14 protein-coding genes are annotated in these 12344 nt (G+C 72.5%); 8 read left to right on the top strand and 6 right to left on the bottom strand.

Annotated features, from left to right (window positions below):
* Positions 1-6: 6 nt before the first annotated feature.
* Positions 7-1041 carry an alpha/beta hydrolase gene (locus tag IF67_RS0102445; protein ID WP_030981603.1) on the bottom strand — a complete coding sequence of 345 codons (1035 nt, stop codon included), beginning with the start codon at positions 1039-1041 and terminating at the stop codon, positions 7-9.
* Between the two features lie 170 nt (positions 1042-1211).
* Between IF67_RS0102445 and IF67_RS0102440 the strand changes: the two genes are divergently transcribed.
* The 4 genes from IF67_RS0102440 (at position 1212) to IF67_RS0102425 (ending at position 3172) form a co-directional block, all read left to right on the top strand.
* Complete coding sequence (locus tag IF67_RS0102440) at positions 1212-1430, top strand: hypothetical protein (RefSeq protein ID WP_030981602.1); 219 nt, start codon at positions 1212-1214, stop codon at positions 1428-1430.
* 148 nt (positions 1431-1578) lie between these two features.
* Complete coding sequence (locus IF67_RS0102435; protein WP_030981600.1) at positions 1579-2220, top strand: TetR/AcrR family transcriptional regulator; 642 nt, start codon at positions 1579-1581, stop codon at positions 2218-2220.
* Between the two features lie 140 nt (positions 2221-2360).
* Positions 2361-2588 (top strand): DUF3107 domain-containing protein, encoded by a 228-nt coding sequence (locus tag IF67_RS0102430; RefSeq protein WP_030981599.1) that lies wholly within the window; start codon positions 2361-2363, stop codon positions 2586-2588.
* 293 nt (positions 2589-2881) lie between these two features.
* Complete coding sequence (locus IF67_RS0102425; RefSeq protein ID WP_030981596.1) at positions 2882-3172, top strand: hypothetical protein; 291 nt, start codon at positions 2882-2884, stop codon at positions 3170-3172.
* 25 nt (positions 3173-3197) lie between these two features.
* Here the strand turns inward: IF67_RS0102425 and IF67_RS0102420 are convergent, their stop codons facing one another.
* Complete coding sequence (locus tag IF67_RS0102420; RefSeq protein WP_030088969.1) at positions 3198-3935, bottom strand: ferritin-like fold-containing protein; 738 nt, start codon at positions 3933-3935, stop codon at positions 3198-3200.
* 314 nt (positions 3936-4249) lie between these two features.
* Between IF67_RS0102420 and IF67_RS0102415 the strand changes: the two genes are divergently transcribed.
* The 3 genes from IF67_RS0102415 (at position 4250) to IF67_RS0102405 (ending at position 8219) form a co-directional block, all read left to right on the top strand.
* A complete protein-coding gene (locus IF67_RS0102415; RefSeq protein ID WP_107050150.1) occupies positions 4250-6601 on the top strand; it encodes a DEAD/DEAH box helicase in 2352 nt (783 codons plus the stop codon).
* Between the two features lie 119 nt (positions 6602-6720).
* Positions 6721-7587: an alpha/beta fold hydrolase gene (locus tag IF67_RS0102410; protein WP_030981592.1), complete on the top strand. Its 867-nt coding sequence runs from the start codon at positions 6721-6723 to the stop codon at positions 7585-7587.
* Between the two features lie 149 nt (positions 7588-7736).
* Positions 7737-8219 (top strand): SRPBCC family protein, encoded by a 483-nt coding sequence (locus IF67_RS0102405; protein ID WP_051817485.1) that lies wholly within the window; start codon positions 7737-7739, stop codon positions 8217-8219.
* Between the two features lie 155 nt (positions 8220-8374).
* Here the strand turns inward: IF67_RS0102405 and IF67_RS0102400 are convergent, their stop codons facing one another.
* Positions 8375-9301 carry an NYN domain-containing protein gene (locus IF67_RS0102400; RefSeq protein WP_030981588.1) on the bottom strand — a complete coding sequence of 309 codons (927 nt, stop codon included), beginning with the start codon at positions 9299-9301 and terminating at the stop codon, positions 8375-8377.
* Positions 9302-9504: 203 nt separating this feature from the next.
* Between IF67_RS0102400 and IF67_RS44105 the strand changes: the two genes are divergently transcribed.
* Positions 9505-9657 carry a hypothetical protein gene (locus IF67_RS44105; protein ID WP_199812669.1) on the top strand — a complete coding sequence of 51 codons (153 nt, stop codon included), beginning with the start codon at positions 9505-9507 and terminating at the stop codon, positions 9655-9657.
* Between the two features lie 140 nt (positions 9658-9797).
* On the opposite strand, the gene IF67_RS0102390 is transcribed toward IF67_RS44105, so the two are convergent.
* The 3 genes from IF67_RS0102390 to IF67_RS0102380 all read right to left on the bottom strand — a co-directional run bounded on the left by IF67_RS0102390 (position 9798) and on the right by IF67_RS0102380 (position 12283).
* On the bottom strand, positions 9798-10403 hold the full coding sequence (locus IF67_RS0102390) for a MarC family protein (RefSeq protein WP_030981586.1): 606 nt from the start codon (positions 10401-10403) through the stop codon (positions 9798-9800).
* Positions 10404-10603: 200 nt separating this feature from the next.
* A complete protein-coding gene (locus IF67_RS0102385) occupies positions 10604-11458 on the bottom strand; it encodes a PHP domain-containing protein (RefSeq protein WP_030981584.1) in 855 nt (284 codons plus the stop codon).
* Positions 11459-11644: 186 nt separating this feature from the next.
* Positions 11645-12283 (bottom strand): DUF6758 family protein, encoded by a 639-nt coding sequence (locus tag IF67_RS0102380; RefSeq protein ID WP_030981583.1) that lies wholly within the window; start codon positions 12281-12283, stop codon positions 11645-11647.
* Between the last annotated feature and the right edge of the window lie 61 nt (positions 12284-12344).

Below are 12344 nucleotides of genomic sequence, written 5' to 3'. Positions count from 1 at the left end.
GGCGTGTCAGCTCCTGCCCGCATCAGCGGTCACATCGGTCACTTCACTGTCGAGCAGCTCGCGGACGGCCCGCGCCACTGTCTCCGGGTACTCCATCATCGCCACATGCCCCGCCTCCGGCAGCGTCAGCAGTCGCGAACCGCGGAATGCCGCGGCCGCCCGCCGCGCCATCCGGAAGGAGACCAGGCGGTCGCGCCCACCGTAGACGAGAAGGGTGGGAGCGAGCACTCTCTCTGCCTGACGCCACAAATTGTGCTGTCCGCCGAGCGTGTAGGCGTTCACCAGTCCGCGCGCCGAGCGCTCCATCACCTCCCAGAAATAAGGGAGTTCGAGCCGTCGCGCATATTCGTCGGCCGCGGCGTTGAACCCTTCGGGGCTGACCCGGCCGGGGTCGCCGTAACAGAGCGCCAGCACCTCACGGGTGCGGCGCTCGGGCGTCCAGTCGTGGGTGAGCCGGCCGAAGAGCCCGGCGATACCGGGGACGGCGAGCAGCGCCGTGGGCACCGCCGTCCGCTGCGGCCGCAGTTCGGGCAGTGCCGGGGAGATCAGCGTCAGGGTGCGGACGAGATCGGGGCGCACGGCCGCCACCCGGGTCGACGCGGCACCGCCCATGGAGTTGCCGATGAGGTGGACGGGGCCGCGGCCGGCCGCGTCGAGGTACCGGATGACCGCGCGGGCCTGCGCGGAGACGGAGTAGTTGCCGTCGTCGGGCGGCGGGGACTGCCCGAAGCCGGGCAGGTCGATCGCCTCGCCGTCCACCCGGTCGGCGAGCAGCGGCATCAGGTCCGACCAGTTCTGCGAGGAGCCGCCGAGACCGTGGACATAGAGCGCGGGCACGCGGTCGCGTCCGGCGCCGTCGCCCACGGCGCCGTCCGGTGCGTCGCCCCCTCGCGCGGGCTGCCCGGCCGACGCCCGTACGGTCAGCGTCAGGCCCGGCAGGCTCACGGTGCGTACCGTCTCCGCCCCGCCGGCCCGGCCGGGACCGGCCGGCGGTACCGGGAGAGCGGCGGTCGCGGTGTCCGGCGACTCGGTCGAAGACATGGGCACGATGTTACGAGACGATCACACCCCCGTTCGTGTGTCCGCCGTCACACACCGCATCGCGCTGCCGCGGCCACTCTCCTACGCTCGTAGGCGAGGGCAGCCGCCCCGGCCCCTGCTTTCATGCCAGGCACCAGCCGACGAACGAGCACGCGGGAAAGGGAGCCACCATGCGCGTCGACCCGACAGACCCGGAGACCTTCGAGGAGCAGAGCGACGCCGCCGAGTTCGACATCGAAGCGCCCGAGGCGGACGCCGCCGAGCAGTACGCCGACCTCGCACCCCGGAGCGACGAGCCGCTGACCGGTACCGACCCGGACGAGGCGAACGAGGCGGATCGCGCCGAACAGGCCCGCGTCGTGGAGCTCAACGAAGACGAATACCGATGACCTGGGACGTTATGTCAGCTTCTGGTGAAGGGGCCGGGCAGAAATTCTCGGCCCGGACCGCGCACAGCCGGGTTACCCAAAAGTACGATGGCGACCGCGGTGCACCATCTTGTGCGGGCCGCGTACGGAACCACTTCTGGGAGGCAGCGTGAGCGCCATCGAGCAGACCGAGGCGGCGCGCCCGCGGGGCACACGCCTGCCACGCCGAGCCCGGCGCAACCAGCTTCTGGGCGCTGCCCAGGAAGTTTTTGTCGCACAGGGCTACCACGCGGCCGCGATGGACGACATCGCCGAGCGGGCGGGCGTCAGCAAGCCCGTGCTCTACCAGCACTTCCCGGGCAAGCTGGACCTCTACCTCGCCCTGCTCGACCAGCACTGCGAGGCCCTGTTGCACTCGGTGCGTGCGGCGCTCGCGTCGACGACCGACAACAAGCAGCGGGTCGCCGCGACGATGGACGCCTACTTCGCGTACGTGGAGGACCCGGGCGGCGCCTTCCGGCTGGTGTTCGAGTCGGACCTCACCAACGAGCCGGCGGTCCGCGAGCGGGTGGACAAGGTGTCGCTGGAGTGCGCCGAGGCCATAAGCGCGGTGATCGCCGAGGACACCGGGCTGTCGCGGGACGAGTCGATGCTGCTCGCCGTGGGCCTGGGCGGTGTCTCCCAGGTGGTGGCGCGCTACTGGCTGTCCTCGGAGAGCAAGGTCCCGCGGGACACCGCGGTACAGCTGCTGACCTCCCTCACCTGGAAGGGCATCGCGGGCTTCCCGCTGCACGGCAGCGACACACAGTGACCGTGTTCGCTGCGGGCGTTGCCCATGGCGTCCTGCGCGTCCCCGTACCGGGCTAATGTGTGCTGCGTACGGCGCGGATGGCCGCGCACCCTCCCCCAGCTGACGCCGGGGGACCCCAGACCGTCGGAGGGACAAAAGCCGTGGAGGTCAAGATCGGCGTGCAGCACGCGCCCCGCGAGATCGTTCTGGAGAGCGGGCAGTCTGCCGAAGAGGTGGAGAGCGCGGTGTCCGACGCGCTGGCCGGCAAGTCACAGCTGCTGAGCCTGGTGGACGACCACGGTCGCAAGGTCCTGGTCCCGGCGGACCGGCTGGCCTATGTGGAGCTCGGCGAGCCGACCACCCGCAAGGTCGGGTTCGGCGCGCTCTGAGCGGGGGGCGCCGGATGCGGCGCCCGCAGGTGACAAAGGGCGGCGGCCCGGAGGGTTTCACTCCGGGCCGCCGCCCTTTTCCGCCCGTTCCGCGCGTCGGCCGCGCATTTTTCCGCCCTCGGAGCCGGACCCCGGGCCGCCGCATTTCCGCAGATCAGGCCGTTCGAGTCGGTCCGCCTGGGCTGATCGGGCAGGCCACCCGCGCCGGGAGGGTTGCTGCCGGTGCCCCTTGGGTACGACCGCCTACGACCGATTTGTTCAGCTGATCGGCATCGCACGCGGGAGGGAACAGCATGATCTTGGAAGCGCTCGGCGCCGTGCTCATCGGCTTCGCCATCGCCCTGTCCGCGACCCGATGGCTGCCCGACCGTTTCCCGGCCCGCCCTCTCACACTGGCGACCGGCCCGGTCGCGGCACTGCTCGGCGCACTGCTCACCCGCTCGATCCTCGGCCCCGGCCATCCCGTCCAGGTGACGGTGGCCGCGATCGCCGTGGGGGCGGCTCTGCTGTCGGTTCTGGCGCGCCCGCCGCGCCGGCGTCTTCGGCAGCCGGCCACGCCATTGAAGGGGCACCGGACGGCCTGAACCGCCCGGTGCGCCCACAGGGACGTCAGGCCGCGAGCCCCAGCGCCGCCATCCGCTTGGTGTGCGCCTCGGTGATCCGCGAGAACATCCGGCCCACCTCGGCCAGGTCGAAGCCGTCGGCCACGCCGCCCACCAGCATCGTGGAGAGCGCGTCGCGGTCCGCGACGACCCGCTGCGCCTGCGAGAGCGCCTCGCCCATCAGACGGCGGGCCCACAGCGCCAGCCGCCCGCCGACGCGGGGCTCGGCCTCGATGGCCGCGCGCACCTTCTCCACGGCGAATGAGGCATGCCCGGTGTCGTCGAGCACGGCCAGCACCAGACCACGGCTGTCGGAGTCCAGCCGGGCCGCGACCTCGCGGTAGAAGTCACTGGCGATCGAGTCGCCGACATAGGCCTTGACCAGGCCCTCCAGCCAGTCCGACGGTGCGGTCTGGCGGTGGAACTCGTCCAGGGCGGCGGCGAACGGCTCCATCGCCTCGTTCGGCTCCGCCTCGATCTGCGCGAGCCGCTCCCGCAGCCGCTCGAAGTGGTGGAACTCGGCCGAGGCCATCTTGGCCAGCTCGGCCTTGTCGTCCATCGTCGGCGCCAGCTTGGCGTCCTCCGCCAGGCGCTCGAAGGCGGACAGCTCGCCGTATGCGAGCGCGCCGAGCAGATCGATCACGGCGGCCCGGTACTGCGGGTCGGCGGATGCCTGCGCCCAGTTCTGGGCGGCGATCCCGGTGTGTTTTTGCGCGTCAGCCGCGGCGTTGTCAGGCGTTCCCATGACGGGCACAATAGCCCGCTCGGCCGCTCGGGGAAGGCCCTGGTCAGCCACTCCCGTTCACCCGTACGAACGGCGGCGGGACCCGGCCCCCGGCGTTGCGGCGGGCCGTGATGTATTCCTCACTCATACAAGCCTTCGGATGGACGCGCCGTATCCGGGGTACAGTGGTATTTGGACCTGCCGAGTATCGGTGGGTCGTTCCACGAAGCGGATGCCCGGTCGGTGGCCCGATCGGCTCCAAACCGACCGCCCTCTATTGCGGCGCGTAGCAGACATACGCACAGCAAGAGGGACACCGCTCGCGGCAGGAGTGCCTGAGCGTTGGCAGTGGTCCCGCCCCACCGGCCGCACACAGGCCGGCCCGTACGAACCCGTACGACGGTGCGGTACGACCCCCTTCGCCGCCTCACGCCGCGTCTCACAGAAGAGGCAAGATTCTGTCTACATTTCGAGACCTCGGGATTTTTCCCGAGACGGCCGAGTCGCTGGAAGCCGTCGGCATCATCTCCCCCTTTCCCATCCAGGAGCTGACGCTCCCCGTCGCCCTCGCCGGCAACGACGTCATCGGCCAGGCCAAGACCGGCACGGGTAAGACCCTGGGCTTCGGCCTGCCGCTCCTTGAGCGCACCACGGTCCCCGCCGATGTCGAGGCGGGCCGCGCGCGGCCCGAGCAGCTGACCGACGCGCCGCAGGCCCTGGTGGTCGTCCCGACCCGCGAGCTGTGCCAGCAGGTCACCAACGACCTGCTCACCGCCGGCAAGGTGCGCAATGTCCGGGTGCTGGCGATCTACGGCGGCCGTGCCTACGAGCCGCAGGTCGAGGCGCTGAAGAAGGGCATCGACGTCGTCGTCGGTACGCCCGGCCGGCTGCTCGACCTCGCGGGCCAGCGCAAGCTGAACCTCTCCCAGGTCAAGAGCCTGGTGCTGGACGAGGCCGACGAGATGCTCGACCTGGGCTTCCTGCCCGACGTCGAGAAGATCATCCAGCTGCTGCCGGCCAAGCGCCAGACGATGCTGTTCTCCGCAACCATGCCCGGCCAGGTCATCTCCCTGGCCCGCCGCTACATGTCGCAGCCCACGCACATCCGCGCCACCGCGCCGGACGACGTGGGCCAGACCGTCGCCAACACCACCCAGCACATCTTCCGCGCCCACTCCATGGACAAGCCGGAGCTGGTCTCCCGCATCCTCCAGGCCGAGGGCCGGGGCCTGGCGATGGTGTTCTGCCGTACGAAGCGGACCGCCGCCGATATCGCCGACCAGCTCGCGCGCCGCGGCTTCGCCTCCGGCGCCGTGCACGGCGACCTCGGCCAGGGTGCCCGCGAGCAGGCGCTGCGCGCCTTCCGCAACGGCAAGGTCGACGTCCTGGTCTGCACCGACGTCGCCGCCCGCGGCATCGACGTCGAGGGTGTGACGCACGTCATCAACTACCAGTCCCCCGAGGACGAGAAGACCTACCTGCACCGCATCGGCCGTACGGGCCGGGCGGGCGCCAAGGGCACCGCGGTCACCCTCGTCGACTGGGACGACATCCCGCGCTGGAAGCTGATCAACAAGGCGCTGGACCTGGCGTTCGACGAGCCGGAGGAGACCTACTCCACCTCGCCGCATCTGTACGAGCAGCTGAACATCCCCGCGGGCATCAAGGGTGTGCTGCCGCGCACCGAGCGCACCCGGGCCGGGCTGGCCGCCGAAGAGGTCGAGGACCTCGGCGAGACCGGCGGCCGCGGCCGCGGCCCCCGTAAGGCCGCCGCCGTCGTCGAGGAGGAGCGCCCCCCGCGCACCCGTACGCCGCGCCAGCGCCGCCGGACCCGTGGCGGCACGCCGACGGACGGCCCCGCCGCCGAGGCCCCGAAGACCGGATCGCCGGCCGCCGCCGAGGGCACCGAGGATGCGGAGGCCGCCGGACCGCGTCAGCCGCGCCGGCGCCGCCGTACCCGCGGCAGCCAGACCACGGGCGCAGCGGTCGTGGCGGCCCCGGCCGCCGAGGCGCCCGCTGCTGCCGTCGTGGCCACCGAGGCTCCGGCCGAGCCCGCGAAGCCGCGCCGCCGCCGTCCCCGGATCACCCGTCCCGAGGACACCGGGACCTTCCAGACCGTCGAGGTCGCCGCGAGCGCGCTCGCGGCGCAGGGCGCGGCGGTCGCCGCCGAGGCCGTGACCGAGCCCGCCGAGGCGCCGGCCACCCCGCGCCGCCGGACCCGCAGCGCCGCCAAGGCCGCCGCGGCAACGGCACCGGCCTCCGTGACGGAGACCGTGACGGACGCCGCGGTGGAGGCTCCCGCCAAGCCGAAGCGGACCCGCAAGAGCGCTGCCGCCAAGGCCGCCGAGGCCGTGGTGGACACGGCCGAGGCCGCCGTGGAGGCGCCGGCCAAGCCGAAGCGGACCCGCAAGTCCGCCGCCGCCAAGCCCGCCGCCGAGAGCGCCGTCGACACTGCCGAGGGCGCTGTGGAGGCACCGGCCAAGCCCAAGCGGACGCGGAAGACGGCGGCCGCCGCGAAGTCCACGGCGGACGCACCCGCCGCCGAGGACGCCCCTGCCAAGCCGAAGCGGACCCGCAAGAGCGCCGCCGCCAAGGCCGCGGAGGCGACGGACACCGCCGAGGCCAAGCCGGTGCGCCGCCGCACCCGCGCCAAGGCTCCCGCCGCCGAGGCGACGCCCGAGAGCTGAGCCTCTCCCCCGGCTGACGCCGGGATCCCCGGCCCGACGACCCGGCCCCGCACCCCGCGGGCGCCGGGTCGTCGGCGTCCCGCCCCGGTTTTACCGACCGGCCCGGATAGCCTCACCTCATGAGCAGGCCGCCCTCCCTCACACTGCCCCCGTGCGCGCGTGCGTACCGACTCGACACCGAGCGCGGCACCTTCGCCGTACAGGACGCCCGGCCCGATGCCGCGCCGATCGGGACCGCCCTGCTGGTGCCCGGATTCACCGGCAGCAAGGAGGACTTCGTCGCTCTGCTCGCACCGCTCGCCGCGGCCGGGTTCCGGGCGGTCGCGGTGGACGGGCGCGGGCAGTACGAGTCCCCCGGCCCCCACGATGAACGGGCATATGCACAAAGGGAGTTGGCGCTCGATGTGCTGGCTCAGGCGCAGGCCCTGCGGGAGCCGGACGGCGGGCCGGTGCATCTGCTGGGGCACTCACTGGGCGGGCTGGTCACCCGGGCCGCGGTGCTGCTCGACGCGTCCCCGTTCCGTTCCCTCACCGTGCTCAGCTCCGGGCCCGCCGCGATCGATCCGTCCCAGCAGGCCCGGGTGCGGATGCTGATCGAAGCGCTCGGCAGGCTCGACATGGAGAGTGTCTGGCAGGCGATGCGCGAACTGGATCCTCCGGAGGCGGCGGAGGCGACGACGCCGCCGGAGATCGGCGCGTTCTTGCACCGTCGTTGGCTGAACACCGTCCCCGAGCAGCTGATCGCGACCGGCCGTCAGATGCTGGAGGAGCCCGACCGGGTGGCCGAGCTGGCCCGTACCGGGCTTGCCACGCATGTCGTCTCCGGAGCCGTCGACTATGCCTGGCCGGTGCCGTCGATGGATGCGATGGCCGAGCGGCTGTCCGCCCGGCGCACCGTCATCGAGGGCGCCGAGCACTCCCCCAACGCCGAACGGCCGGAGAAGACGGCCGAGGCGCTCACCGGGTTCTGGAGCGGTGTGGGCTGAGCGCCGTCCGGTCGTGGGGACCGGCCGTCTGCCGTGTGGGCCGAGCGGGCGGTGTCGCCAGGACAGCGCCGGGCGGTTCGGCGAGCATCGAAGAAGGCGGGCCCTCACCGGCGCCCGGCCGACACCGGCTACGGACGAAGGGCTCGACCATGACCGAGAATCCGGCGACTCCCCCGGCCGGCGCCGAGGACGGCCCGCACGGCATCGCGCTCACCCGGACCTTCGACGCCCGCCGCGAGCTGGTCTTCGAGGCCTGGACGACGCCCGAGCACTTCGCGTACTGGTTCGGCGGGGAGCTGGAGGTGCCGGTCGGCCGGATGGCGATGGACGCCCGGCCGGGCGGGGTGTGGAGTCTGGTCATGCGCACCCCGGACGGCGGCGAGCTGCCGTTCTCCGGTGTCTACCGCGAGGTCGCCGTGCCGGAGCGGCTGGAGTTCACCCTCAAGGACGCGTCCGCGCCGAGCGGCACCGAGGGTGAGATCGTCCGGGTCACCCTGACCGATCTCGGGGACCGAACGGAGATGGCCTTCCGCCAGCTCGGCGGCAACCTCACCTCCGAGCAGTACCGCCAGGCGGAGGCGGGCTGGGCGGGCTTCTTCGACCGCCTCGGCGAGCTGCTGGCGAGGGCCTGAGCCGGGCTCTGCGCGACGCTCCGGCCACGGGGCGGGGCCGGGGCCGCCATGAGCCGTCGCGTTCCTGGAGAAGGCGCCCTGGCCGCGATCTTTGAGCGGCGCCCCGGTCGCGGTCCGTGTGAGGGCCCTTAGGGGCCCTGGTCCCTAAGGGGCCCCTAGTACTGCCCCTGGACGTGGTCCCAGAAGCCGTCGCGCAGGACGCGCCGCAGATCGGCATGGCTGCGCAGGGAGTGCCGCAGCAGCGCCTCCGCGGCGGTCAGCAGTTCCTGGTCGACGGCGCCGGGCAGATACGGGTGGCCCGGCAGCAGCCCGGCCACCCACTCGCGGCCGCGTTCCGACAGCCACTGCGCGGCGACCTGTGCGCCGACGAAGCGGACCTCTTCACGGCTGGGCGCAGGCCCCTCGCCCGCCGTCTGCTCGCTGTATTCGACGCCGACCCGCCGGGTGACGTACGGCTTGCAGAACTCCAGGTCGAAGGTGCGCGCACTGTCGACCTCCCACAGCAGCGGCTCGGCCTGATTGCGGCCGCCCGAGGCCTCGATGCCCCACAGGTGCACCCGGGCGCCGTAGCCCTGCGCCGCCTCCACCGCGGAGACCAGGTCCTCGTCCCCGCCGATGAGCACCGCATCGCTGATCGCGCGGTGCCGGGCCAGCGACTCCAGATCCGAGCGGATCAGGGAGTCGACGCCCTTTTGCTGGTTGTTGGCGTTGAGGTTGCCGAGCCTGACCTTCACATCGGGCAGCTCGGCGATCCGCTGCTGCTCCTGGGTGTGGATCCGGCGGCGGGCGCCGTCGTACCAGTAGACGCGCAGCAGGCGGCTGTCCGGGAAGATCATCCGGGCCTTGTCGATGAAGGCCTCGATGATCCCTTCGGCGTCGAGGTCGAAGGCCCTGCGGTCCTCCGTGCCGGCGACCAGCCGTCCCGCCGCGGCGTAGACATAGCCCGCGTCCACGAAGGCCGCATGGGTGGACGGGGTGGTGGCGACCTCGGCGAGCACCCGGGTGAGCAGCTCGTTGGTGCGCTCGATCCCGGCGGCGAGCGCGGTGAGGTCGGTGGGGCCCGTGGGCCGGACGTCGTTCATACGGGTCCCATTGTCCGGGCGGTCACTCCGCGGGCACAACTGCGCACGCTCGTCGTATTTAGACCGTCGAAATTTTTCTTTAGCGTAGGGAATGATTGCACTGGGCAGGTCGTTGTACCTGTACAGAGCGCCCGGCAGCGACGCCTGGCCGCTCGTCTACCCAAGAGTTCTCCGCAGGAGGATCAGACGAAGGGAGAAGCCGTATGCGCTTCGAGATCATGCGCCTGGACGATGTCGACGGCACCGCCGTGGACAGCACCGTCGTGGACGCCGCCTCCGTCAACCGGATCGTGCAGCAGGCCGCCGCCATAGGCCAGCGCATCTACATCCGCCCGGCCGAAACCGCCGCCCGCTGACGCCTCACCCGCCGCCCGACGAACGCGAGCGCACCGCCGGCCGAGCCCGGCACGGCAGCACCGCATGAGCGCCCCCGTACGAACACGTCGTACGGGGGCGCTGCGGTGTCCGCGGCCGCCTCTCGGGGCCCGTGCGGGGGTCAGGCTCCCTGGATCACCTGGAGCACGCCGTTGATGATCTGCTGCACGGCGAGGGCGGAGAGCATCATGCCCGCCAGCCGCGTCACCAGGACCACCCCGCCGTCCTTGATCACGCGGATGATCACCAGCGAGAACCGCATCACCAGATAGAGCACCACGTGGATCGCCGCGATCGCCGTCCAGACGGAGATGTGCGCGGCCACCCCGTGCGCATGCTGCACCGCGAGGATCACCGACACGATCGCGCCGGGCCCGGCCAGCAGCGGCATGCCCAGCGGCACCAGCGCCACATTGACGTCCTTGGTCTGGGTCGGCTCCTCCGACTTCCCGGTCAGCAGGTCCAGCGCGACCAGCAGGAGCAGCAGTCCGCCCGCGATCATCAGCGCGGGCGTCGAGATGTGCAGCCGACCCAGGATCTGCCGGCCGAAGAGGCCGAAGACGGCGATGACGCAGAAGGCGACGGTGGCCGCCTGCCAGGCCATCCGGCGCTGCACCTTGGCCGGCCGGCCGGAGGTCAGGGCCAGGAAGATCGGGGTGATACCCGGTGGATCCATGATCACGAAGAGGGTGACGAAGAGCGTACTGAAGACAGCGATGTCGAACACGGTGAAGGCCTTGCGAGAGGTGGTACGGGACGAGCACTCACGGGCGGCGCACGGGCGCGGTCCCGTAAAGGAGCGGAAAGCGGGGGAAGCTGTCGGGCGGCGGCGGGCGCAGACGCTCTGCGCACGGTGCGGACGGCACCGGGCAGGTGTCGAGGCCCCCGGGGTGGGGGCGCGCGGCGCGGCCGGCGGCCGTGGTGGGGTCAGCCGCCCGTGCCGGGAACGGGGAAGGCGCCGGTCGCGCGGCGCACGATCTCGCCGTAGATCTCCGGGTCGGTGGTGTATTCGCCGAGGCGGCAGGTCTTGCGGCTGCCGTGGTAGTCGCTGGAACCGGTGGCCAGCAGGCCGAGGTCGGCGGCCAGGCCGCGCAGCCGCGCACGGGTGGGCGCGTCGTGGTCCATGTGGTCGACCTCGATGCCGTCGAGGCCTGCCGCGGCCAGTTCGGCGATCGCGCTCTCCGGTACACAGGAGCCGCGCTTGACGGCCAGCGGATGCGCGAAGACGGTGACCCCGCCCGCGGCCTTGACCAGCCGGATCGCGTCGAACGGGTCGAGCTCGTGCTTCTGTACGTACGCCCGGCCGTCGTTGGCGAGCCACTCGGAGGTGAAGGCGTCCGAGACGGTGCCGATCAGGCCCAGGTCGACGAGGGCGGTGGCGATGTGCGGCCGTCCCACGGCGCCGTCCCCGGCGATCCGGGCGACCTGCTCCCAGGTGATCGGCACACCGAGCTCGCGCAGCTTGGCGACCATGCCCTGGGCCCGCGGCACCCGGTCGTCCCGCACCAGCTCCCGCTCCCGGGCGAGTTCCGGCTCCTCGGGGTCGAAGAGGTAGGCGAGCATGTGCAGGCTCACCCCGTCGATCCGGCAGGAGAGTTCGGCGCCGGTGACCAGCGTCAGCCCCGCGGGCAGCGCGGCACGCGCCTCGGCATGCCCGCCGACGGTGTCGTGGTCGGTGAGCGCGACGACGTCCAGCCCCGCGGCCGCGGCGCCGCGCACCAGCTCGGCGGGGGTGTCCGTACCGTCCGACGCCGTGGAGTGGGTGTGCAGATCGATGCGCACGACGCGGACTCCAGACCGTGGGGGACGGATACGGGACGGGGCCCGGCAGGGACGCCGGGCGGAAGTGCACCGTAGGGGGACCTCAGAAGGATACCGGGCGGCCGGTAGCGTCCGTCGCCCGTCGGAGGGTGAGCGGCGCCACCCCGCCGCCCGGCGGCCGCGGCCCGTGGCGCCGGCGTGCGGCCCTCAGCCCAGAATCCGCGGCGAGATCGCCCCGCACGGCAGCAGATCCACCTCGGCGCCCGCCTCCCGCAGATCCGTCAGCACCAGCTCGTCGTACAGCAGCAGCCCCGACTGCTCGGGCCAGGCGATCGCCCAGAGCCACAGCCCGCGCGCCTCGCCCGCGAAGACCGCACGGTCGGGGGGCACATCGTCGACATGCCACAACGGGGTCGGCCGGCCGGCCGCGAGCACCTTGGCGTGCGGTGGTTTGTCCACGCACATATGGGGACCGGGGTCGGGGCCGTCGATACCGGCATAGCGCGCGCCGAGTCCGACGCCCAGCTCCTCGGCGATCAGCAGCAGTTCGCCGGGGCCGCCGAGCGGTCCGGGGCCCGTACAGGCCACCGCGGTCGCACGGCCGCCGCTGCGGTCGTCGCCGGCGCAGGCCACGCCCGTGAACAGCCAGCCGACCGGCAGCGGCCAGGGCATCCATACGGGCACCTGGGCGCGGTGCACCACCACACCGAGCGCCTCGACGCTCGGCGGGACCACGGGCTGGAGTGGGTGCACGGTGCCGTGCAGCGTGCACTGCCAGGTGTCGGAGAAGAGACCGGGCGCCCGTACCCGGCCTCCGCACTTCGGGCAACTGGGTTCGCCCCTCATAGGCATCCACGGTCCTCCAGCCCCGGCGCCCCGTCAAGGACGATCACCCGACCGGTGTGCC

It is taken from the genome of Streptomyces sp. NRRL S-1813, from assembly GCF_000719605.1.
Classification (GTDB): Bacteria; Actinomycetota; Actinomycetes; order Streptomycetales; family Streptomycetaceae; genus Streptomyces; species Streptomyces decoyicus.
The sequence above is the reverse complement of the archived record's forward strand: the minus strand, read 5'-3'. Positions and strand labels throughout refer to the sequence as shown.